Source organism: Arthrobacter sp. 10N418 (assembly GCF_056394725.1).
Map to the genome: position 1 here is coordinate 1 of NZ_JBFTIK010000032.1, position 20,763 is coordinate 20,763.

Annotated in this window: 20 protein-coding genes and 2 pseudogenes; 6 read left to right on the top strand and 16 right to left on the bottom strand. The window is 66.3% G+C overall.

Annotated features, from left to right (window positions below; genetic code table 11):
• From AC1DCZ_RS17810 to AC1DCZ_RS17850, 9 genes and pseudogenes are all read right to left on the bottom strand, one after another.
• A pseudogene (locus tag AC1DCZ_RS17810) lies at window positions 1-272 on the bottom strand (HNH endonuclease signature motif containing protein); the annotation flags it as partial.
• A gap of 146 nt (window positions 273-418) precedes the next feature.
• A complete protein-coding gene (locus AC1DCZ_RS17815) occupies window positions 419-1,648 on the bottom strand; it encodes an amidohydrolase (RefSeq protein ID WP_476975775.1) in 1,230 nt (409 codons plus the stop codon).
• Between the two features lie 158 nt (window positions 1,649-1,806).
• A pseudogene (locus tag AC1DCZ_RS17820) lies at window positions 1,807-2,319 on the bottom strand (type 1 glutamine amidotransferase domain-containing protein); the annotation flags it as partial.
• A gap of 141 nt (window positions 2,320-2,460) precedes the next feature.
• Window positions 2,461-2,967, bottom strand: coding sequence for a hypothetical protein (locus AC1DCZ_RS17825; protein WP_476975776.1), 507 nt, complete (start codon window positions 2,965-2,967; stop codon window positions 2,461-2,463).
• 41 nt (window positions 2,968-3,008) lie between these two features.
• On the bottom strand, window positions 3,009-3,881 hold the full coding sequence (locus AC1DCZ_RS17830; RefSeq protein ID WP_476975777.1) for a hypothetical protein: 873 nt from the start codon (window positions 3,879-3,881) through the stop codon (window positions 3,009-3,011).
• Complete coding sequence (locus AC1DCZ_RS17835; RefSeq protein WP_476975778.1) at window positions 3,878-5,182, bottom strand: ABC transporter permease; 1,305 nt, start codon at window positions 5,180-5,182, stop codon at window positions 3,878-3,880. The genes AC1DCZ_RS17830 and AC1DCZ_RS17835 overlap by 4 nt, the downstream gene beginning before the upstream one ends.
• Before the next feature lie 5 nt (window positions 5,183-5,187).
• The gene (locus tag AC1DCZ_RS17840) at window positions 5,188-6,120 is read right to left on the bottom strand and encodes an ABC transporter ATP-binding protein (protein WP_476975779.1); all 933 of its coding nucleotides are present in this window, start codon (window positions 6,118-6,120) and stop codon (window positions 5,188-5,190) included.
• 36 nt (window positions 6,121-6,156) lie between these two features.
• Window positions 6,157-6,450: a hypothetical protein gene (locus AC1DCZ_RS17845; RefSeq protein WP_476975780.1), complete on the bottom strand. Its 294-nt coding sequence runs from the start codon at window positions 6,448-6,450 to the stop codon at window positions 6,157-6,159.
• Window positions 6,451-6,726: 276 nt separating this feature from the next.
• Window positions 6,727-8,022: an MFS transporter gene (locus AC1DCZ_RS17850; protein WP_476897140.1), complete on the bottom strand. Its 1,296-nt coding sequence runs from the start codon at window positions 8,020-8,022 to the stop codon at window positions 6,727-6,729.
• Window positions 8,023-8,133: 111 nt separating this feature from the next.
• Here AC1DCZ_RS17850 and AC1DCZ_RS17855 point away from each other — a divergent pair, with 111 nt between their 5' ends.
• The gene (locus AC1DCZ_RS17855; RefSeq protein ID WP_476975781.1) at window positions 8,134-8,436 is read left to right on the top strand and encodes a rhodanese-like domain-containing protein; all 303 of its coding nucleotides are present in this window, start codon (window positions 8,134-8,136) and stop codon (window positions 8,434-8,436) included.
• Here AC1DCZ_RS17855 and AC1DCZ_RS17860 read toward each other — a convergent pair.
• Together AC1DCZ_RS17860 and AC1DCZ_RS17865 are read right to left on the bottom strand one after the other, a co-directional pair.
• Window positions 8,379-8,954 carry an SDR family NAD(P)-dependent oxidoreductase gene (locus AC1DCZ_RS17860; RefSeq protein ID WP_476975782.1) on the bottom strand — a complete coding sequence of 192 codons (576 nt, stop codon included), beginning with the start codon at window positions 8,952-8,954 and terminating at the stop codon, window positions 8,379-8,381. The two genes, AC1DCZ_RS17855 and AC1DCZ_RS17860, sit on opposite strands and share 58 nt — an antisense overlap.
• A 77-nt stretch (window positions 8,955-9,031) precedes the next feature.
• Window positions 9,032-10,000: a DMT family protein gene (locus AC1DCZ_RS17865; protein WP_476975783.1), complete on the bottom strand. Its 969-nt coding sequence runs from the start codon at window positions 9,998-10,000 to the stop codon at window positions 9,032-9,034.
• 155 nt (window positions 10,001-10,155) lie between these two features.
• Here AC1DCZ_RS17865 and AC1DCZ_RS17870 point away from each other — a divergent pair, with 155 nt between their 5' ends.
• Together AC1DCZ_RS17870 and AC1DCZ_RS17875 are read left to right on the top strand one after the other, a co-directional pair.
• Entirely contained in the window at window positions 10,156-11,175 is a 1,020-nt protein-coding gene (locus AC1DCZ_RS17870; RefSeq protein WP_476975784.1) for an LLM class flavin-dependent oxidoreductase, read from the top strand.
• Window positions 11,176-11,945: 770 nt separating this feature from the next.
• Window positions 11,946-12,545, top strand: coding sequence for a TetR/AcrR family transcriptional regulator (locus AC1DCZ_RS17875; RefSeq protein WP_476975785.1), 600 nt, complete (start codon window positions 11,946-11,948; stop codon window positions 12,543-12,545).
• Here the strand turns inward: AC1DCZ_RS17875 and AC1DCZ_RS17880 are convergent.
• Window positions 12,542-13,576 carry an alpha/beta fold hydrolase gene (locus tag AC1DCZ_RS17880; protein WP_476975786.1) on the bottom strand — a complete coding sequence of 345 codons (1,035 nt, stop codon included), beginning with the start codon at window positions 13,574-13,576 and terminating at the stop codon, window positions 12,542-12,544. The genes AC1DCZ_RS17875 and AC1DCZ_RS17880 overlap by 4 nt on opposite strands.
• A 327-nt stretch (window positions 13,577-13,903) precedes the next feature.
• Between AC1DCZ_RS17880 and AC1DCZ_RS17885 the strand changes: the two genes are divergently transcribed.
• Together AC1DCZ_RS17885 and AC1DCZ_RS17890 are read left to right on the top strand one after the other, a co-directional pair.
• A complete protein-coding gene (locus tag AC1DCZ_RS17885; RefSeq protein ID WP_476975787.1) occupies window positions 13,904-15,166 on the top strand; it encodes a right-handed parallel beta-helix repeat-containing protein in 1,263 nt (420 codons plus the stop codon).
• Between the two features lie 113 nt (window positions 15,167-15,279).
• Window positions 15,280-15,789, top strand: coding sequence for a mycothiol transferase (locus tag AC1DCZ_RS17890; protein WP_476975788.1), 510 nt, complete (start codon window positions 15,280-15,282; stop codon window positions 15,787-15,789).
• Window positions 15,790-15,846: 57 nt separating this feature from the next.
• On the opposite strand, the gene AC1DCZ_RS17895 is transcribed toward AC1DCZ_RS17890, so the two are convergent.
• Window positions 15,847-16,749, bottom strand: a complete 903-nt coding sequence (locus tag AC1DCZ_RS17895) for an SDR family NAD(P)-dependent oxidoreductase (RefSeq protein ID WP_476975789.1) — start codon at window positions 16,747-16,749, stop codon at window positions 15,847-15,849.
• Between the two features lie 155 nt (window positions 16,750-16,904).
• Here AC1DCZ_RS17895 and AC1DCZ_RS17900 point away from each other — a divergent pair, with 155 nt between their 5' ends.
• Window positions 16,905-17,363 carry a universal stress protein gene (locus AC1DCZ_RS17900; protein ID WP_476975790.1) on the top strand — a complete coding sequence of 153 codons (459 nt, stop codon included), beginning with the start codon at window positions 16,905-16,907 and terminating at the stop codon, window positions 17,361-17,363.
• Window positions 17,364-17,372: 9 nt separating this feature from the next.
• Here AC1DCZ_RS17900 and AC1DCZ_RS17905 read toward each other — a convergent pair whose 3' ends face one another.
• Genes AC1DCZ_RS17905 through AC1DCZ_RS17915 form a run of 3 tightly spaced genes read right to left on the bottom strand, consistent with a single transcriptional unit; the run spans window position 17,373 to window position 20,531 of the window.
• Window positions 17,373-18,473 (bottom strand): ABC transporter permease, encoded by a 1,101-nt coding sequence (locus AC1DCZ_RS17905; protein WP_476975791.1) that lies wholly within the window; start codon window positions 18,471-18,473, stop codon window positions 17,373-17,375.
• Between the two features lie 13 nt (window positions 18,474-18,486).
• Window positions 18,487-19,596, bottom strand: coding sequence for an ABC transporter permease (locus AC1DCZ_RS17910; protein WP_476975792.1), 1,110 nt, complete (start codon window positions 19,594-19,596; stop codon window positions 18,487-18,489).
• Complete coding sequence (locus AC1DCZ_RS17915) at window positions 19,593-20,531, bottom strand: ABC transporter ATP-binding protein (protein ID WP_476975793.1); 939 nt, start codon at window positions 20,529-20,531, stop codon at window positions 19,593-19,595. The genes AC1DCZ_RS17910 and AC1DCZ_RS17915 overlap by 4 nt, the downstream gene beginning before the upstream one ends.
• Window positions 20,532-20,763 lie beyond the last annotated feature (232 nt).

Genomic DNA, 20,763 nt, shown 5'->3' on the forward strand with positions numbered 1-20,763 from the left:
CGGTCCTGCCGGGACGCCCCCGGAGCCGCCAGCAACCTGGCCGCCTGCACATACTCCGCGGCCAGCCGCACCTTCAACGCCGCAGTCCGGGCCTCCAACCGGGCCGCCTCGGCCAACCCGTCCAGGCAATCATCCGCCAGATCCCGCAAAGGATCCGCGCCGGACGGCTCAGCGCGGCCCGCGCCCGTGAACGCGGCCAGCGCAGCAGCGGACGCGGCGACAGCCGCCACCGCCTCCCTGCACCCGGCACTCAAAGCCGCTCCGCTCTTCACACCCAAAGACTATGACCAGCCACCGACAAAATAGCGAGTTCGGGAGCGGAACGCTGGCACGCAGGTGCGACCGGCTTTGAGCCCGCGCGTCCAACCGCAGACGGGAGCGGCAGTCATCCGGGCCGCCGTCGGCCGGTGTTCGGGGCTTACCCGTCAGCGAGGTACGAAAGCGCAGCGACGACATGGGTTTGGACGCCCATGGACAGAGTCGGATCGATCACGGGGGCGAACAACGGGGAGTGGTTCGCGGGGATGTCCTGGGCCACTGTTCCCCTTGCGGCGGCAGCCCGGAACGTCTCGGGGTCCACGCCGCCGAGGAGCCAAAATGTGTATGGCACACCGAATGCGCCTGGAATGCGGCTGAAGTCCTCGGAAGCGGTCTGCCTCTCGGCGCTGCGCACGGAGTCCGACCCGAAGTGGGCGCAGAACGCGGCCCGCACCCGTTCTGTCACGGCCGCATCGTTGCTCGTAAGCGGGAACTGGTCGTAATACTCGAAATCAGGATCCCGGGGCGATCCGGCGGCAAAGCACTCGCCTTTGACGATCCGCTCAATCGCGGCCAGCACGCTGGCCCGGACCTGGTGGTCGTAGGTGCGGATGTTCAGCAGGAGGGTAGCGCGGTCCGGGATGATGTTCGACGTTGCACCGGCGTTGAGCGCCCCCACGGTGACGACGGCGAAGTCGCCCGGCTTCGTCTCCCGGGAGACGACGGACTGCAGCCTGAGCACGATCGAGGCGGCCAGCACCACCGGGTCCACAGACATGTGCGGCATCGAACCGTGCGCGCCCTTGCCGTACACAGTGATTTTGAGCGAATCTCCGGCCGAGAGGACCGGTCCGGCCGTAGTCGCGACTGTCCCCGCCGGTATCGGCATCACGTGCTGGGCGAGCGCGACGTCGGGCCGTGGCACTTTGGTGACGAGTCCGTCGTCGACCATTGCCTTGGACCCTGCCCCGATTTCCTCCGCGGGCTGGAACAACGCGATGTAGGTCCCGGACCAGGCGCCGCGTCCCTCCGCCATGAGCTTCGCCGCACCAAGCAGGGCACTGACGTGCAGGTCGTGCCCGCACGCATGCATGATCCCGTCCACCGCCGACGCATAGGCCAACCCTGTGGCCTCGGTGACGGGGAGTGCGTCCATGTCGGCGCGTGCCAGGACAGTCGGGCCCCCTCCGTTCATGAGGACGCCGACGACGCCGGTGCCGCCCATGCGGGTCACCGAATAACCGAACGCAGCGAGTCCCTCCTCGATGAGCTTCGAGGTCTCGTGCTCCTCAAAGCTCAATTCGGGATGCCTGTGCAGCTTGGTGTACGTCTCGCGGAGCCAGCCGAGCTCGGAACCGAGGCCTGCCAGGACTGTATCAACACTGCTCATGGGCATCTCGCTCTCGGAGTCCGGGCGCCTGAGCAATCCGGGCGCAACTGACAAAACCCAGCGTAGACCTGACGTGGCCCCTTGTGGTCAGGGGAATCTGCCCTCCGGGGGTCGGATGTGGCGCCGCGTCGAGGTCGCGGACCCGCCGCCGCCAACAGTCAGGCGCCGTCGCCCACCAACTTCATCATTTCCCTCGAGAACGCGGCTATGTCCATCGGCCATCGCGAGGTGACGAGATTTCCATCGACCACTACGTCCACATCTTCCCATGTCCCACCGGCATTGGTGATTTCGTCCGGCACGCCGTCTCCCCAATAGGAGGTGAGCCGCCGACCTCTCACAAGGTCCGCAGAAACCAAGAGATAAGGTCCATGGCAGATTGCCGCGACCGGTTTGTTGCCGGCAAAGAATGAGCGTGCGATTTCCACCGCCCGGCTATTGTTCCGTACCGTCGAGGGTGCCCCATCCGGTTTGCCGCCGGGCAGGACGAGAAGGTCATACTCGTCTGGGTCGATCTCGTCGATGCGCTTGTTTGCGATGACGTAGTACCAGTTACTCTCGCCGGTGATCTTGCCCGTTTCCGGGGCGGCGATGTCGACTGTCCACCCGGCCTCGATGAGGCGGAAGACTGGAACGTACAATTCGAGATCTTCAAACTTGTCTGCGGTGAGGACGAGGGCTTTCGCAGCCCCTCCAGCATCGGCCTGTGGTACTTTGCCATATTCCGGAACTGCCCTAGCGCCATTCTAGGTGCGGCGTCAATGGTCCCACGGCGACTGTCTTCTTCGCGTCGGAGGGCCGACAGTGAGGTGTCAGCGGCGACTTTTGAGCCGGATGGTCCGTGCCTGGTGGATGGCGGCCAGGGCAACGCCGCTGGCGGTGAGTCTGAGGGCATGGACCCTGTACCACCGCTGCAACAGGGGCTTGCGGCGCATTTCGCTGAGCGGTTCCGGGCTAAAGAACAGCTTAGGGTTAACGGACCGGAGCAGATACACGGTAGCGGCCGCACCCGTTGTGGAACTGGCGGCTGCCGCTATCAGCCACGGCCTGCTTTCGGCATGATTCCACCCCGACACGAGGGCAGCGATGGCGGCAGGGGCGATGACCGGGGCGATCGGCGCGTAGTACCGGCCCGGGCTCCCCGCGCCGAAGGGGGACCGGGCGAGGTCCCGGCTTGCTTCGGCGGCCGCGACCCGGTGCGGGACTTTGACGATGGCCTCATAGAGATTGCCGAAAAACCAGTGCGCGTGGCTGAACTCGGCGATACCCAGAAGCCGATCAGCGAGCACACCTTCACGGTCTGCGGAATTCTGTCCCATGTCCACAATCTACCCCCGACTGCTCCTCCGGGCTGTGCCCGTCAAATGCCCATGGTCCGTCGTTCGAAGCTGTTCGGCACGTAGGCCCGCCCCGCGGCGGGGCCCTTGCAGTCCGGTCCGGAGAACAGGACGTGCTGGCCGCCGTCGGCGAGGATCCACAGCTCCAACACGTGCCCTGCCATGGGACGGTTCGGCCACGGGCCGCGGCCGGAGTACGTCAGCTGGAAAATCTGCGGTGTCCCGTCCGGGCCGGGAGCCCCCAGCGTCAGATCGGTGACGTTCTTGTACATGTGCCGCCAGAGGACGGTGACGCTCACTCGTTTCCATTGTGCGGTGCCGGCCATCGTCCGGGCGTGCCGGTAGGTCGAGACGCCAAGTCCCATGATTGCGCCACAGACGCCCAGACCGATAACGCCCATGATGGCGAAAAAATACGGCATGTTCCGCTGGGACTGGTCGAGGCCCACGATCAGGGCGTGGGAGGGGTCGGCCGGGTCAACACTTGCCGTGACCGTGGTCCGGGGTTTGGGCATCCCAGCGCACGTGGACGCGGGGTCGAACGTTGCAGTTTGGTGCAGGCCGTCAAGAGTGAACGCCAGGCCCAGGTCGCAGTGCTCGCCCCTGGAGAAGAAGGGGTGCTGGCTGGTCACGACCGCCGGGACACGGACGAACCCGCCCCAATAGGGCCTGGTGAGGGACCCGAAGATAAACACCAGGCCAACGACCACGACGGCGAAGCCGGACACGCCCAGCACCGCGCGCCACAGCAAACGCCGGCGCAGACGCGAGCCCTCCCATCCGGGCGCAACGTCCGGAGGCAGGAGGGCCGCGGGCAACTGCAGGTCATCGGGCAGCTTTACGGATTCTTGCTGCCCCGTCCCGGACAGGGACGCATCCCGGCCCTCCGGTCTCATGCCATCGGTTTGGCGTTGCGTTTGCGGAAGGTCCCGGCGATGGAGAGTTTGCGGGAATATTCGATGGATCCGTAGCGGAAGAGGTGGACGGCGAGGCGGAGGACAAGGAATCCGGTGATGAACAGTTCGGCGATGACGATGGTTGCTTCGACCGGTGAGAGGGTGCCGAAGCCGTTGCGGAGCATCGCGGTCACAGGGGCCGAAAGCGGGAAGTAGGTGAAGATCTGCACGATGGGTGCGTGCGGGTCCGAGACGATGAGGCTGACGCCGTAGAAGGGCACGAAGATCAGGGCCACGAGGGGGCCGAAGATGGTGCCGGCGTCTTTGGCGGTGGGCATGACCGCGCCGACCGCGACGAGGACTCCGGTGAAGACCGTGAATCCGCCCAGCAGCAGCAGTGCCCCGACGATCATGGGTCCGGGCTCGAAGCTCAGGTGGGAGAGGTCGAGGTCGGGGAGGGCGAGTTTGTCGCGGAAAAAGAGGTAGCCAGTGGCGACCGGGGTGAGGAAGACGATCATTTGGAGAACGCCGACCATGAACAGGGCCATGACTTTGCCGACGATCAGGGTTGTGGGGTTCAAGGTGGTGAGGATCATTTCGGTGACCCTGTTTTCCTTCTCCTCCAGGGTGCTGTTGAGCATCTGGCTGGAGAGCAGGATGATCGAGACGTAGAAGATCAGCAGGAAGACCAGCGGCGGGATGACCGAACCGATCCCGCCGGCGGCCTGCCCGTCCTTGAACGTCTGGGATTCGATTTTTACGTTCCCGCCGGCAGCCGCGGTCAGCTGGGGGGAGCCGATTTTCGCTTCCCCCGAGGTGATGAGGAGTTGTTTGGCGACGGCGTCGTATTTGCCGTTTTCGAAGATCCCTTTGTCGGCCCCATAGACCTTGATCGGGGCCGTGACGGGGTCCGCCGGGTAGGCGAAGTATGCGTCCGTGAGGCCCCTTTTCACCTCGAGCACCGCCTGGTCGGGGTCGGTGGTTCTCCGGCCGCCCATGGCCGTGGCGATGCCGGCCGGGATGAGCCCGGAGTCATCGGTATAGACGAAGGACAGGGTTGCGGTCTTCTGGGCGTCCTCGCTTGCGTGGGTGGAGGTGTTGCTGACGTAGACGAGCAGGAACACGATGGCCATCACCACGGGGATGGCCAGGGTCGCGATCCAGAACCGGCGCTTCTTGATGGTCCGGGTGAATTCGAACCCCACGACCGTGCCGAGGTTGTGCTGCGCGAACCGGCGCCGGGGAAGTGCCGGCGGTGTCGGGGGACGGAGCGCGGGGGAGAGCTTCGTGGTCTGTGCCATAGGGGTTATGCCTCCGCCAGTTCGTGGGCTTCGCCGTAGACCCTGACGAAGATTTCGTCCAGGGATGTCCTGGCCGTGGTGAACGCGCTGACCCCGGCCCCGGCGTTGACGAGTTCGCGCAGGACCGTGGTCTCGTCCGCGCCGGGGCGGGGGGCGAGTTCGGCATGGCCGCCGGCGTCGCTGACGATCTCATACAGGGGTGAGTCGGGCAGGACTCCTGTGTGGGTGATCCGGTAGAAAGTCCCGCCGAATTGTTCCCGGACGTCCTCGACGGTGCCGTAGGCGCGTGAGGTGCCGTCCTTGAGCAGGATGACCCGGTCACACAGCCGTTCGACTTCCTCCATCTGGTGGGTGACCATGATGACGGTCGCGCCGGCCAGTTTTTGTTCTTCGATGATGTCCATCAGAAGCCGCCGGTTGACCGGGTCGAAGCCCTTGGTCGGTTCGTCCAGGATGAGCAGCTCCGGATCGTTCATGATCGTCACCCCGAGCTGGATCTTCTGCTGCTGCCCGCCCGAGAGCTTGTCCAGCCGCATCGAGGCTTTCTCTGCCAGTCCTACGCGGTCAAGATAGTCCAGGGACCAGGCCTTCGCCCGGACCTTGTCCAGGCCCTTGAGCCGGCCGAAATAGACCATGACATCCAGGACTGCCTCTTTCTTGTAGAGGCCGCGTTCTTCGGGCAGGTAACCGAGCCGGGCGCCGTCCTGCGGCGTGAAGGGCTTGCCGCCGATGTGGAGGGTCCCTGCCGTGGGCTGGTAGATCCCCAGCAGGGCCCGCAGGGTCGTGGTCTTGCCGGAGCCGTTGCTCCCGAGGAACCCGAACGTCTCACCGGCCCGGACATCGAAGGACAGGTCCTTGATGACCGTTGTGTCCCCGAAATCCATCCGGAAGTCCTGAATATGCACAAGCGGCTCCGAGGCCGCGTTCCCCCACGTCATGCCGCCACTATAACGGGCACCACCAGCAATGCTTCGTCACCGCGGCAATGATCCGTGCACGGCGCCGAAGACAACGGCAACGACCAGGGCGAACGCTCCCAGGGGGATGATCCATCGGGGCCGTTGTTCGCGCCGGGAACGGTACCGCAGCACGCCGACGGAGAGGACAACAGCGCAGCCAAGAATGGCGGAGTAGATTCCCCCGAGCAAGGCGCTCCCCGAGAGCAGGGCCGCGGCTCCGTAGACCACGGCCCCTGTCATGAAGATCAGCGCCTGGAAGATGCCGGGCAGAACGTGCCGGACGTCAATGCGGGAGTGCAGGGCGTTCACGCGACTCGGCTCCCTCCGGGTGGGTGTTGCAGAAGACCGGACCGATCGACTCCGGCACGGGCGTCCTGTGGCTGCCAATCAGCACAGGACGATCATCAACCACCACGGCCCCGCAGGCAATGCCCTGCTGTCTGCGACGTCGAGGCGTCGTGCCCGCGGGGTATCCTCGGGCGCGTCACTACAGCCGGCACGGCAACGCGGGAACCCGAGCTCCGCCACGTTCGCTGGCAAGGCGGTGCACCGCGAATCGATCGTCCTGGACTCCCCATGACTGTTCTAGCTGTGCCCGGGCTGCGGGGCCGCCGGGGTGGGTCTGGCATGCAGCGCGGTCCAGATGACGACGACAGCCACCAGGGTCATCGCGAGGAAACCGAGTCCGGAGTAGCCCACCGAGGCCAGGACCGGCCCGGCCGCCGCCCCGCCGAGGGAGCCGGCGGCACTCATGCTCAAGTCCGAGATGCCCTGAACGGCAGGCCGGTCCTGGATGTGGACCGATTCGGCCACCATGGCCGAGCCTGCCACTACCGAAGCCGACCATCCCAGTCCCAGCAGGATGAGGCTGGCCGTGACTGCGGTGCGGGAGTCTGCGGCGACGCCGGCGATCAGCAGGGAAGCCAGGAGCATGGCCTGGCCGAGGAGTACGACCGGCAGCCTGCCGGCTTTGTCCGCCAGCCACCCGAACACGGGGGAGAGGGCGTACATCCCGGCGATGTGCAGGCTGATGGTGAAGCCCACGATGACCAGGCTCGCTCCGTGCTCCTGGAGGTGGACCGGGGTCATGGACATCAGTGCCACCATGGTGGCGTGACTGAGTGCGACGGCGGCGACTGCGTAGCGCGCCCTTGGATTGCTGCGCAGTATCAGTGAACCGCTCCGTGGCCGGGGTGCCTCGACGCTCAAGTCGCGCATCGACAACGCCGCCAGCAGCGGGTCGGGCCGCAGCCCGGTCAGGTAGACGAGGGCGGCGGCCAGTTGCGCAACCACAGAGAACGCGAAGGCGCCTGTCAGGGACGGCAGGCCGATAGCCGCGCCGACGGCTTCGCCCGGGCCGAAGAGGTTGGGCCCCAGCACTGCCCCAATGGTCGTGGACCAGACAACGATCGAAAGGTCCCGCGCCCGGGTGCCAGGCCGGGCGAGGTCAGTGGCGGCGAACCTGGCCTGCAGGTTGACCGCGGATCCCGCCCCGAGCAGCATCAAACCGAGCAGCAGCAGGGGAAAGACCGACACCGACGCCGAGGTGATGGCGATGACGGCCCCGATTCCGGCGATAAAGGCCCCGGCGGACAGCGATCGCCGCCGTCCCCGGGCGACAGCGAGCCGGGCAAGAGGCACGGCAGCGACGGCTGCCCCGAGGGTACTCATGGTGGCTGCCATGCCCGACCACGCTGGTGATCCGGAAAGCTGTGCCGCGAGCAGGGAGCCCAGGGACAGGGTGGCGCCCATGCCGATGCCGCCGAGAATCTGGCCGCTGACCAGGACGGAGAGGACCTTGCGTTGCGGCGGGACGCCGACGGCGGGTTCGGCGAGGGATGCGGGGGGCCGTCGTCCTGTGGACCCGGGAGGTGTTGCCATTTTGACAGTCTCCCAGATACCGCCAGGGGCCGCGACCGGCTTGCTATGATACCCCCGGGGGTATAATGATGGTAGGCAACCACAACCTCGTCCTACCGAAAGGCTCAGCCCATGGAAATTACCCCACAGCAGCTTGAGCAACAGCTCAAGAGCGACAGCGACGTTCAGATTGTGGATGTCCGCGAATCGGCTGAAGTCGTCGAAGGCTTGATCCCCGGCGCGAAGCATATTGCCATGGGCGAACTGGCCGGCCGACTCAACGAGCTGGACAAGTCCCGTCCGGTGATCGCCGTGTGCCGCAGCGGGCGCCGCAGCGCCGCGGCCGCCGAACAGCTGGCAGCCGCAGGCTTCACCGCCTACACCGTCCCCGGCGGAAGGCTTGACTGGACCGCCGCGGGCCTCCCCGCCAGCTGACCCACCCAGCACGCCCGGACGGCACCCCCAGATGCAGCCCGGGCTTCCTCGTGCCCGGGCCGTGCCCTTTGCAAGGCCGCCGGGCGGTGGATGGCGGCCCCTCGCAAGCCCGGGACCGCCACCAGAAATGCTCCAAGATATACCGAAAGAGATAACACGGGCAACGCAACCCGCGAACCGTGGAACGTGCCGAGGATGTTCGTGCGCACCACTCGTGTGAAGTCGTCGACAGGTGTGGACGCCGTGGGTCCGAAGGCGCCGGAGGTTCCGGCGTTGTTGACCCGGATGGCGAGCGTCCCGCGGCTCAGGGCCTCGTCGCGCAGGACCTCGACGTCGGCCAGCTCACCCGTGTCGCAGCGGCGTCCGGACACGGCGATTCCTTCTGCGCGCAGCCGCTCGACGGCGGCTGCGACATCGGCCTCCGACCTGGACGCCAGCACCACCGTCACGCCCTGACGCTCCAGCAGCCGGGCCATGGCCAACCCCAGACCACGTGTCGAGCCACTCGCGACCGCCACGCGTCCGCGAAGGTCCAGAGGCCGCCCCGGTTCGCGTCGTCAACCCACCGGCCTGCCGAGGGCCGTCGCGCCGCCACTTATCGAGGTCCTGGATGCCTGACGCCGGATGTTTCCGCGCCGCTTCCGTCGCCACGGGCTGCGGGCGTTCTAGCCGGTGACGTTTTCACGGTGGCGAGGAGGATGACTCCGGCGACGGCTGTTGCGCCGGCGAGGACGAAGGCGGCGAATGCCAGCGGCGGGGCGGTGTCGGCTTCTCCGAGGATGGCGATGCCGAGGGTGACGGCGACGAGGGGATCGATGACTGTCAGCCCTGCGACGACGAGTTCGGGGGTGCCCCGGGTGTGCGCGTTCTGGACCAGGAACGTTCCGGACAGGGCGGCAATGACCAGCCCCGTCAGGCAGGTAAGGGACAGCCATTCGAAGTCGCCCTGGAACAGCCGGGCGATGACAGTCTTGGCCAGGGCGGCGACGAATCCGAACAGGATCCCGGCGCCGCTGGTGAAGACGACGGCGCCCCAGCGGTGCCGCCAGAGACCAAATCCCGTGCCGAGTGCGCCGAGGACGATGCCGAGAAGGGCGAGGATTGTGATGAGGTGCCGGTCGCTGATCTCGACGTCCTGCGCGGACACAGCGGCGACGGCAACGAACCCGCCCACTCCGCAGACACACAAAGCCACGGCTGACAGGGCCCGGCGCCCGGGGGACCTGCGGGTCGTCCGGGCGGTGGCCAAGGCGGTTACGACCAGGGCGACCGCGCCGATGGGCTGCACTACGATCAGGGGCGAGAACCTCAGGCTCGTCAGCTGCAGGAGTATTGCTGCGGCGAGCATGGCTGTCCCGCCCAGCCATGCCGGTTTGCGCAGGAGGGCCTGCAGGCGTCCTCCGCCCATGCTTCCGGCGGCACGGCCGGGTGCCGGAGCCTGGCCTTCGATGCTTTTGTGCTGGACCAGTGTTCCGAGGGCGAGCAGGACCGCGCCGGCGGCTGCGATCGGGATGCCGAGCCAGTGGTACGACGTCAGCGCCGGTACGGCCGCAGTAAGGATCATGACCTGACCCTACCGAACCCGGCCGGATCCGGTTCAGCGGCGGAAAGCGTCAGGCGGCAGCCCGGGTGGGTAACGCCGGCTGCCCAGCGTTCGAGCCCCACCGGCCCCGTCCCGCTTCCGAAAACCTGAATCCCTGTGAGAAGGTGTCAGTTCCTATGAAACGTATCGGTTTTCTGTCCTTCGGGCACTGGCGCGACGTCCCCGGTTCGCGTGTGCGGTCCGGCCGGGACGCGCTCCTGCAGGCGATTGAGTTGGCCGTCGCCGCGGAGGAAGTCGGCGTCGACGGGGCCTTCTTCCGTGTTCATCACTTTGCGGAGCAGCAGGCCTCGCCATTCCCGCTGCTCGCCGCGATTGCTGCACGCACCTCACGGATCGAGCTGGGCACCGGAGTCATTGACATGCGGTACGAGAACCCGCTCTACATGGCTGAGGAGGCCGCCGCCGTCGACCTTATCAGCGGCGGCCGCCTGCAGCTGGGGGTCAGCCGCGGTTCGCCCGAGTCGGTACTGGCTGGCTACGAATCCTTCGGGCACCTCCCGGCCGATGGCGAGTCCGACGCTGACATGGCCCGGCGGCACACTGAGAACTTCCGGGCCGCCATCTCCGGCGCAGGTATTGCCCGGGCCAATCCCCAGGTCAGCGCGCAGCTCGGGCTGGTCCCGATTCAGCCCCTGTCGCCGACGCTCCCCGAGCGAATCTGGTGGGGCGCAGGAACCCGTGCCACTGCCCGTTGGGCGGGGCAGCAGGGCATGAACCTCATGTCCTCGACCCTGCTGACGGAGGACACCGGGGTTCCCTTCGAGCAGTTGCAGGCTCAGCAGATCGCCGGGTTCCGGGAGGCGTGGGCAGCGGCCGGACACACCCGCACGCCCCGGGTGTCTGTCTCGCGCAGCATCATTCCGCTGATCGATGACGAATCGCGGCGATACTTCGGGCTGCGAGCGCAGGCCGATGCCGGGGACCAGGTGGGCTACCTCGACGGCGGCCTGGCCCGCTTCGGGCGCAGCTACATCGGCGAACCCGACCGGCTCGTTGAGGAGCTCTCCGGCGACGTGGCCGTCGCGGCGGCGGACACCTTGCTCGTCACCGTCCCCAACCAGCTTGGCGTGGACTTCAACGCCCGGCTGCTCGAGTCGATCTGCCGCGACCTCCGCCCCTCCCTGGGATGGGATTGACCGGCCTGATCGAGCCCGATGCGGCCCTGTGGGCAGACTCCCGGATCGGCCCGTTGCGAGGCAGTCCGGACATTCCGACAATTGTCCTATGGGACTCGGACGCAAGATGCTGGGTCTCGCCGGAGCGGCAGCAGTCGTCTACGGAGGCTGGGCGCGCCCCGGCTCATGGGCTGGGGCGCAAGCGATGAGGAAGCCTGTGCACCCTACCCTGGTGCCGAAGTGGTCCCGGACGGGCAGAGGGCGGCGACGATGGCCGTCACAATAGACGCGCCCCCCGATCAGGTCTGCAAGACATCGCTATCGGCGACTACTTGAAGTTCTGGGCTCCCGGCCGCCGGCTGGTGGACTCCTACGCGGTCGCGGTTCTTGCAGAGAACCGGTTCCTGGGACTCCACGGTTTGAGCGACTTGCGGGGCTGCAGCATCGATCCGAAGCAACCACGTCCACCTGCCTACACCGAAGGCCTATGGGGTTTCCTCCTCAACGAGTTGCCCGGCGGGCACACGCGTCTTTTTATCGGCGGTTACCAAACCCTCCGGCCCCGATGGCTTGAAAGCTTCGTCTTCTTTTGGCTCTACATCCGGTTGTCTGGGTTATGCAGGCACGTATGTTGGCTGTCCTCAAGCGAAACATCGAACAGGCCGCTCATTCACAAGCGCCAGCCACCCCCTCCGTAAAGGGCCACCTTGACCCGGACAGCGAGCGCCAGCGCACCGGCCCCGCTGGTAACCTGAACATAATTGTTTGAGTAGTCGGATGGGCGGGGCCGGATGTCTGAAGTGCAAAAGGAGCGGACCAAGCGGGCGGACGCCGTCCGGAACAAGGACGCCATCACCGATGCCGCCTTGACCTGCCTGAGCGACAATCCCGGAGCGAGCATGTCTGAGATTGCCCGCGTAGCAGGGGTGGGCAGGGTGACCTTGTACGGACACTTCGCGGACCGGGAGGAGCTGGTCGGCGCAGTTTTCGCCCGGACAATGGACCGTGCCGAGGCCGAACTCGCCGCAGTGGACCTTGAGCAGGACACCTGGACATCCCTCCGGGAGCTCGTCCAGTCATCATGGCGGGTGCTCTACCAGTTCAACTCGCTTCTGGCAGCGGTCGGAAAATACTTCTCAGCCGACCAGATCCGGGCCCACCACGACAAACCGCTCGCGCGGGTGATGACGGTGCTTGAAAAGGGCCGAAGCGAGGGGATCTTCCGCACCGATCAGTCGCTTGCATGGCAGGCAGCGTGCTTCTACGCCATCCTGCACGGCGCAGCCGCGGAAATCCGGGCCGGGCGCCTCAAGGAGGTTGCCGCAGCAGACATCCTTCCGTCAACCATCCGGGCGCTTCTGATCCCGCCGACGGATCCGGCTCCGCACTAGGGCAGTGGCTTCTCGCCGCTTTGGCCCAGGAAATCCCGGATTTTCTTAGCCATGGCCTTGGACTGCGTCCAGTGCAGGTAGTGGCCGCCTTCGAGGACCACCAGCTCATGGCGCTTCACATTGGCCAACTGGCGTTCGTGCGCTCCGAACCAGTCCGGCTGCTGATTCATGGTGTCCTGGGACAGAAAATCCAGCACTGGCAAAGCATCGGGATACCGGACATCCTGGAGCTTCGCGGCGTTCTCGCCCATCCGGAGGGTCTCGTCGGTGACGGCCTGGTTTCCGAAGTTCCAGCTGGTCATCTGGCGCATCTGCTGACGCTCGCCTGCAGTGAAGCTGTTGCCCTCGGGTTCCCCATACCCCAGAGCCGCGGCCCAGCGGACCAGGCCTGTCGTGGAAGGAATACGCGCCCAGAAGTTGTCCGCTACGGGCATCTCCGCGGAGCCGGGAGCGGCGCCAGCGGATGCCTTGGCGGCCGGAACGGTGGGGTCGATGCCGATTACCGCGGACACCTCCCCGGGATATTTGTTGGCGTAGTAAAGCGTGGAAAAGCCGGCAATCGAATGACCCATGAGGGTGTACGGCGCCTTGATGTGGAGTTTTGACAGCACCTCATGAAGTTCGTTGGAGATGTTTTCCACCGTCCGCGGCCGGACGGCCATGTCGCTGTAGCCGTAGCCGAAGCCTTCGACCACCACTGTTTGGAAGCCGCCCAATTCCCGGAGAAGCGGCGCAAAGTCGAGGGCCGGGGCGGCAGTCCCGAGCCCAGCGAGCAGCACTATCGTCGGGCCGGTACCGCCGGCCCGGGTGACGTTGATGGCGCCGCCGTCGATCTGGATCCTCTGCCCGTACGCCGCTGAGGTGGCCTTTTCGCGCGCCTCCAGCAGGAGATTGGCCGACGTCGAAGCCAGGAGCAGCCCGGCGAGACTCAGCGCCAGGACTCCTGTCACGCGGAGGCCGCGCCTCCGCCGATGTTTGCGGGGCAGTTGGTCCAGGGTGGAACGGGTGCGGGGGAAGAGGCGCAGTGGCATGGGAGGGCTCCGGGAAGTGGGGACTTAGGCGTGCGGGGCGACGTCTCCGCGCTGGCTTCCGGCGGGCCGGGCAATTCCGATGATCTACATAAATAATACAGTGCTGTTTGAGATAAAGCACGGCCGGCTCCAGCTTTTCGCAACCCGCCGCCACTAGGTTCAGCGGATGAACCGGGACTGAGCCTCGAGTCATGCCTGAAGTGCGGCAGCAAACACAGCTTCGGGCCCCGGCTGGCCTCCGTCCACCAACAGACCGTAAGGATCACCATGAAAACGACGTCGTCTGCCACAGCGTTACTTACCACCTTCCTCACAGTCAGTTGGTTGATGGCAGGACTCGCGACGCCGTCCCAGGCGGCGGGCACCACGTACTACGTCAGCGCCGCGGGGAGCGACAGCAATGCGGGAACCTCAAGCTCCACGCCCTGGAAGTCACTGGCAAGGGTCAACTCCATCGTCCTGAAAGCCGACGACACCGTGAGTTTTCGGAGGGGCGACACCTGGACCGGAGGCGTTGTGACCGGCCAGAGCGGAACTGACGCCGCGCCCATCACCCTGAACGGTTACGGAAGCGGCAACGCTCCGACGATTACCGGCGGCAAGTCGGGAAACTGCATCAGGATCAACGGCAACTACACCGTTGTTGACGGACTGCGCGGCGTCTCTTGCGGCTATGGAGGGATCAGCATCACGGGCGACCGCGATACGGTCCGGAACTCCAGCGCCTCCAACAACGCGGTGGGCCTCAAAATTGGGTACGGCTCTGACTTCGGGAAATACACCGGCAATGTGCTGACGGACAACAACATCATGAGCGTGCTTACGGCAGGCACAAATTGCGGAACGCCCCAGGCGGTGAACTGCAATGACGACTCCGGCGCCTCCGGTGTGCTGATCAACGGCAACGACAATGAACTGTCCGGCGACACGGTCAGCGGCTCGGGCGCGTTCTCCTACGACTACGGCCGTGACGGCAGTTCCTTCGAGATCTACAACGGCAACCGGAACAACATTCATCACAATGTGGCCCTGGACAACAACAACTTCTCCGAGATTGGAAGGTCAACGGGAACCGCGGACGGCAATACCTACCGTTACAACCTGGTCCGCGCGACCTGTGGTGCCAATTGCTCCCAGGCGAAAGGCCTGATCGCGCGTGGATCGGGGACCTCGTTCGGACCCACGAACGGCACGGTCTTTGAGTTCAACACCGTTTATCTGAACGGTCCGCAGTCCCAGGCGATTGTCTGCCACGCAAGCTGCCCTTCTTCCACGGTGATCCGCGGCAACATCCTGGCCGGCGCCAAGAACTCGCTGTGGATCAACGGCTCCGGGTGGACCGAAAAACAAAATGTCCTCAACGGCCCGGTCAACTTCGTGCCGAACAGTACGTCCACTACGGCACCGGCGCGGTTCGTGAACGCACCGGCCGACCTCCGCCTGACCGGCACCAGCCCGGCCATCGACCGCGCCGGAACAAGTCCTTCCGGCTTCGACCTGGCAGGGCTCGCGGTGCCCCAGGATGGGGACTGCAACGGAACGGCAGCCGCTGACTCCGGGGCCTATGAGTTTGACTCGCCCAACTGCTGATGAGGCGGCGGCCCGGCTGCGCGCCTCTGCGTAAGCCGCGGCGTGCCCTATCCGGCGGTGCGGTCTGCATGCAAGCATGGGGTCTCAGCGACGATGCACCGTGAGGGGACTCGATGAAATCCAACGAACTGCTGCTGGACGCCTTCGGCCGGATCCATGAGGCCGTGGCCGCCGCCCTTGCAGGGGTCGACGACGAGACACTGCGTCGCCGGCCGGGAGGCAACGGAAACTCCATGGCCTGGCTGATCTGGCACCTCAGCCGGGTCGAGGACGCGCAGCTCGCCTCCGTGGCAGGCCTGGAGCAGATCTGGACCTCGCAAGACTTTGCCGGGCGGTTTGGTCTGCCGCTTCCCAAACGCGACACGGGCTACGGCCATTCGAGCAGCCAGGTCGACGCGGTCCAGGCTCCGCCGGAGCTGTTGCTCGACTACTGCGACGCCGTCCACCGGCAGACCGTGGAGTTCCTGAAGAGTCTCGGCGACGACGATTTCGACCGCGTCGTCGATACCCGCTGGGACCCGCCGGTCACGCTCGGGGTGCGGCTGGTCAGCACCATTGCCGACTGCCTCCAGCACGTGGGACAGGCGGCGTACGCCAAGGGCCTGAACCCTGCGCACCGGTAGGGGAGGCCGGCCGGCGGCGTCAGGGGAGACCGGCCGGCGGCGGCGGTCCTGCACATGCTAACGGGACGATGAACCGCTCGGCCGCCGTGTGCCCTTGGGGCCGGCGGTGACCGACTTCCGCCTCCGCGAAGCACCGGGCAGCAGCCGCTGCAGGACCGCGGCGTAGTGCACGGGGAAGAGCCGGGCGATCACATCCGGGGCTATGGCGGAGAACGCGATGAGTACTCGTCCCTGGCGGCGGTGTACGCCGTCGAGGATCTTCGCTGCGGCCTTGTCGGCGGGGTAGGTCAGCAGATTGGCGAACGCGGCTTTTCCGGCTGCCGCCTGTTCGGCGTTGGCGCTGGCCGCCACGCGGGCACTCTCGGAGATGCGGGTCCGGATGCCGCCCGGGTGCACGGTAGTGACGCCAATGCCCCGGGGTGCCAGCTCGTGGCGCAGCACTTCACTGAAGCCGCGGAGGGCGAACTTGCTTGACGAGTACGCCGATTGCCCCGCGGGGCCGATGAGGCCGAACAGGCTCGAGACATTGACGATGTGGCTGCCAGGGGAGCGGAGCAGGGCCGGGAGCAGCCCGCGGCACAGCATGACCGGTGCCCGGAAGTTGATGCTCTGGACCCAGTCAAACTCTTCCGCGCTCAGGTCGGCGAAAGCACCGCCCAGGGCGACGCCGGCGTTGTTGATGAGCAGGTCGACCCGGGGCGACACTGCCAGCACGCGCCCGACAAGCGCCTCGACCGTCTCAGCGTCCGCGAGGTCGGCGACCTCAGCGTGCACAGGGAGGGCAGGATGCAGCCGCCGGATGAGGTCCGCAACTGCCTCCAGCCGGAGCTTGTCGCGGTCGATCAGGACAAGGTGGGCTCCGCGCTCGGCAAGCTGGTGGGCCATCTGCTCGCCCATTCCGCTGGCAGCGCCGGTGAGCACGGCATGTGCGCCGTTGAACTGGAAGGGGGGCAGCGGCATGACGGTTTTCCTCTCGAAGATGGTGTCTGCGGTCTCGGCTCCAAGGCTACCGATCCGCGTGCCCTGGAGCGTCGACCCTTGGAAAGTGTGAAAACGGCCCGGGGCTGCCGTGCCAGGTTTAGGCTTCTATCAGAGGCTAGTGAAAGGAAAAACAAATGAGCAGTACCGATTCGTTCGTGATTGTGGTTGGCTTCGACGGATCCGAGTATTCGCAAAATGCACTCAGTTGGGCTTTGGACGAGGCCCGGCAGCGCGGCGGGCAGCTCCGTCTCATCACCGCCTGGAGCAAGCCGCCGATGGCCTGGTATCCGGCGGTTCTGGAAACGGCCGCCGGTGAGATCGCAGCCGAAGATTCCCCCCAAAAAATCGCCGAGACCCTCCAGGCTGAGGCCCTGAAGATTGCGGCCAGTGAGGGCACCGCGGCTACGGGGCAGGTCGTGCACAGTGATTCGCCGGCGTCGGCCATAGTCGTCGCAGCCAAGGACGCCGATCTCGTCGTCGTGGGCTCCCGTGGCCACGGCGGATTCCCCGGCCTCCACTTGGGTTCGGTTTCCACCCAGGTGCTCAACCATGCACCGTGCCCTGTCCTCGTCGTCCGGCCCAAGGCCTCCTAAGGGGCGGCCCTAGTTGGCGGTCAGCCGCCGCCGGAGCGACGCGATGCCCAAAACGAGGCCGCCCGCTGCCGTCAGCGCCAGCACCGCCACGTCCCGGCCCAGGTTGTCGGTCGACTGGTAGAAGATCGCGGCCTCCAGCGCATCCACCCCGTAGAAGGTCGGGGTGAAGTGCGCTATGGCCTGGATCCACCCGGGCAGGAACGCCGCGACGCTGATCCCGCCGCTCAGGAAGAACAAGTAGATCGCCACGTTGATACCGGCCGCCGACACCGGCGCGAATCGGCGCAAGGCGCCTCCAAGGGCGGCGCCGACCCCGGCCGCCGCGAGTGCGATCAACCCGATCACCGCCAGCGCCGGCAGCCAGTACCACCCCGCCGGCCGCAGAAAGCCGGAGACCGCGGACAGGACCAGGACCAGCGCGGCGACCAGCATGGTCGTCACCCAGCACCCCAGGATCTTCCCCGCGATCAGGGCCCCGCGGCCGATCGGCGCAAGGAGCAGCGCCTTGATGGTCAGGTCCTCAAACTCCCGGGCGGTGGCCAGCCCGCCGTTGACGACGCCCATGAGCGTGAGGAGCAGCACGAGGATGGGCACCAGCTCGAACTGCACGAGGTCCACGTCATGCGGCCGCAGATCCGACTCCGCGACGCCGACCATGATGGGGTTGTCCGGCTGGCCCTCGTAAAAGCGCGTGATCGCCGCCGGCACCGACCGGCGCAGGTCGTTGGTGAAGTCCAGGTTCAGATTGTTGATCCGGATCCGCACCGGGTCGGGCCGGTGCATCGCGTAGTCGTCGTCGAACGAGGCGGGGATGGTGATGACTGCCGCCACCTGCAGGGTGTCGAGCAGATGCGCCGCTTCACCTTCAGTTGCGCGCTGGACGCGGAACGCATCCGAGTCATTAAGGATCGACACGAGGCGCTGAGCCTGCGGGCCGTTGTCCTCGGCCACCACTGCCACCGGATTGCGGCCGGTTGCGCCGGCCACGATGAAAATGATCAGCAGGAAGGCGACCGGCGGGAGCAGGCTGACAGCGATCGCCGAAGGTGTGCGCACCCACGTCAGTATGTCTTTGGCGGCGATTGCGAGGACTGCCCGCAGGGCTCCCATCAGAGCGCTCCCATCAGTGCGCGACCCCCCGGCGGCCGAAAACCAATGCCGTAAGCGAGACCGTCACCAGCGTGAAACCGGCCAGCACGATCGTGTCGGCGGTCAGGTCCTGGGTGGCCGTCTGGTAGCCGTGGAAGGCGTGCTGGAACGCGGCGATCGCATAGGTGAGCGGGGACACGGCCGCGATCGCGCCGGGAACAGTGCCGAGCCAGTTTGCCGGCCCGAACGGCCCGCTCAGGAAGAACAGCGGCAGGACGCTGGCGATGGCGAGCGGGATCGCCTGCTGCCGCCGGCGGACCAGCGTCCCGGCCAGAACCCCGAGGGCAAGAAATGCCGCGATCATCAGCAGGCCAAACCCGAGCACCTCCATGGGATGGAGCGGATGCACCCCGATCAGCACGATCACGACGCCCAGCACCAGCAGTGCCGACGCTGCCGTGAGCGCGGCTGCGCCGAGCATTTTTCCCAGCCCGATCGCCAGCCGGCTCACCGGCGCCAGTGCCAGTTCCTTGACGGTTCCCAGCTCGTAATCCCGCGCCGCGTTGACGCTGCCCTGCAGGATCGAGGAGAGCATCAGGGCCGCCACCACGATGCTGACAGCGAGGTAGGAAATGTAGCCGGTGTCGTGCTCCTGGACGTCGGACTCGAGCGCACGCACGACGACCTGGTCAGGGAACGCATCGGCGTAAAAGGACGTGATCGAGAGCGGCACCGCCCGCCGGATGTCATTGGTGAAATCGACGTTGAGGTTGTTGACCTCAACCGGGATGTCCACCCGTGTCCCGGCGGTGAGCGAGGCATCGAAGTCCTCCGGTACTGTCACGACGGCGACGACGGTGCCCGCGCGGATCTCACGCTCCGCGTCGGCCGGGGAAGCCGTATGGATGATGAACGACTGTGAGTTGGTCATGGCCTGAACGAATTGTTCGGCCAGCGGTCCTTGGGTCTTCATCACCACTGCGATCGGCGCCTGGCCCCCGCTGACCGCGAAGAGAAGGAAGAGCAGCAGGAAGTTGATCGGGATCACGACGCCGGCTATCGCGAACAGCGGTTCGCGGAGCGTGAGGCGGATGTCCGCTGCCGCCACGGCCCGGACCACCCGCAGGCTGTGGCGGAGGCTCATTCCCGGAGCGCCTTGCCTGTCAGGCTCAGGAAGACCTCGTCCAGGCTCGGTTCGCGGCTCTGGATTTCCTCGAGGTTCGTGGATTCGACCACCGCCGTGACGACCTTGCCGGTGACGTCGGCGCCGCCCTCCACGGTGACCTTCAGTGATCCGTTGGACGCGACAGCGGAGACCACGCCTGGCAGCGCGCGGACTTGCCGAACGATGTCCTCCGTAGGTGCCGGCCGAGTGCGCATCTCGAGGACCGTGTCCCCGAAACTGCGGCGCAAGTTCGACGGCGTATCGAGCGCCACGAGGCGCCCGCGATCGATGATGCCCAGCCGGTCGCAGAGGACGTTCGCCTCCTCGAGGTAGTTCGTGGTGATGAGCACGGTGGTTCCGCGTTCCTTGAGTTCGAGGATCCGGTCCCAGAGCGCGCGCCGGCTCTGCACATCGACCCCCAGGGCGGGTTCGTCGAAGTAGAGCAGTTCGGGGTTGTGGAGCAGCGCCCGGACCAGGGCCAGTCGTCGTTTCATGCCGCCGGAGAAGGTGGAGACGCGGCTTTTCCGCCGCTCCTCCAGCTGCGCCAGCTCGAGCAATGACGTGATCCGCTTCTCTAAGCCCTTGCGGGGCACGTCGAAGAGGTCGGCGTGAAACCGGAGGTTGGCCTCTGCTGTGAGCTCCTCGTAGAGGGCGTTCTCCTGCGGCACCGTCCCGAGCGAGCGCCGGATCCTCCGCGGATCCGCAAGCATGTCGATGCCAAGGACTGTGACCGCGCCGGAGGTCGGCCGGCTCAGGCCGCTGATCATGTTAATGGTGGTTGTCTTGCCGGACCCGTTGGGCCCGAGCAGACCGAAGATCTCCCCGCGCCCGACCCGCAGGCTGAGGCCGTCGATGGCGGTGAAGGAGCCAAACCGTTTGGTGACCTCTGTGAGCTCGATGGCCGTTTCGGTCATGCCATTACCTCCCTGGACCACAGGCGCAGGGACCGGCGTGCAATCTCGGCGGGGGGCGCCACGGCTCAATGATGGGGCTGCGCCGAACAAAACACAAGCGGCCCGCTCTTCCGCTTCGAAGTCTCCCGCGGAGCCCGCGCTCTGGCGGTTGGACCCGGCGGGGTCCAAGCTTTAACTAGTCGGCCTGCGGCCCGTCCTCGGGCGGCGCCGGACAGCCGACGGCGGTCCGCGG

Bases quoted from the DNA above. Each gene is read 5' to 3' on its own strand.
- AC1DCZ_RS17830 (WP_476975777.1), bottom strand. From the start codon at position 3,881: ATGAGACCGGAGGGCCGGGATGCGTCCCTGTCCGGGACGGGGCAGCAA.
- AC1DCZ_RS17910 (WP_476975792.1), bottom strand. From the start codon at position 19,596: ATGAGCCTCCGCCACAGCCTGCGGGTGGTCCGGGCCGTGGCGGCAGCG.
- AC1DCZ_RS17915 (WP_476975793.1), bottom strand. From the start codon at position 20,531: ATGACCGAAACGGCCATCGAGCTCACAGAGGTCACCAAACGGTTTGGC.
- AC1DCZ_RS17890 (WP_476975788.1), top strand. From the start codon at position 15,280: ATGAAATCCAACGAACTGCTGCTGGACGCCTTCGGCCGGATCCATGAG.
- AC1DCZ_RS17870 (WP_476975784.1), top strand. From the start codon at position 10,156: ATGAAACGTATCGGTTTTCTGTCCTTCGGGCACTGGCGCGACGTCCCC.
- AC1DCZ_RS17855 (WP_476975781.1), top strand. From the start codon at position 8,134: ATGGAAATTACCCCACAGCAGCTTGAGCAACAGCTCAAGAGCGACAGC.
- AC1DCZ_RS17850 (WP_476897140.1), bottom strand. From the start codon at position 8,022: ATGGCAACACCTCCCGGGTCCACAGGACGACGGCCCCCCGCATCCCTC.
- AC1DCZ_RS17840 (WP_476975779.1), bottom strand. From the start codon at position 6,120: ATGACGTGGGGGAACGCGGCCTCGGAGCCGCTTGTGCATATTCAGGAC.
- AC1DCZ_RS17835 (WP_476975778.1), bottom strand. From the start codon at position 5,182: ATGGCACAGACCACGAAGCTCTCCCCCGCGCTCCGTCCCCCGACACCG.
- AC1DCZ_RS17900 (WP_476975790.1), top strand. From the start codon at position 16,905: ATGAGCAGTACCGATTCGTTCGTGATTGTGGTTGGCTTCGACGGATCC.
- AC1DCZ_RS17885 (WP_476975787.1), top strand. From the start codon at position 13,904: ATGGCAGGACTCGCGACGCCGTCCCAGGCGGCGGGCACCACGTACTAC.
- AC1DCZ_RS17815 (WP_476975775.1), bottom strand. From the start codon at position 1,648: ATGAGCAGTGTTGATACAGTCCTGGCAGGCCTCGGTTCCGAGCTCGGC.
- AC1DCZ_RS17875 (WP_476975785.1), top strand. From the start codon at position 11,946: ATGTCTGAAGTGCAAAAGGAGCGGACCAAGCGGGCGGACGCCGTCCGG.
- AC1DCZ_RS17880 (WP_476975786.1), bottom strand. From the start codon at position 13,576: ATGCCACTGCGCCTCTTCCCCCGCACCCGTTCCACCCTGGACCAACTG.
- AC1DCZ_RS17905 (WP_476975791.1), bottom strand. From the start codon at position 18,473: ATGGGAGCCCTGCGGGCAGTCCTCGCAATCGCCGCCAAAGACATACTG.
- AC1DCZ_RS17865 (WP_476975783.1), bottom strand. From the start codon at position 10,000: ATGATCCTTACTGCGGCCGTACCGGCGCTGACGTCGTACCACTGGCTC.
- AC1DCZ_RS17825 (WP_476975776.1), bottom strand. From the start codon at position 2,967: ATGGGACAGAATTCCGCAGACCGTGAAGGTGTGCTCGCTGATCGGCTT.
- AC1DCZ_RS17895 (WP_476975789.1), bottom strand. From the start codon at position 16,749: ATGCCGCTGCCCCCCTTCCAGTTCAACGGCGCACATGCCGTGCTCACC.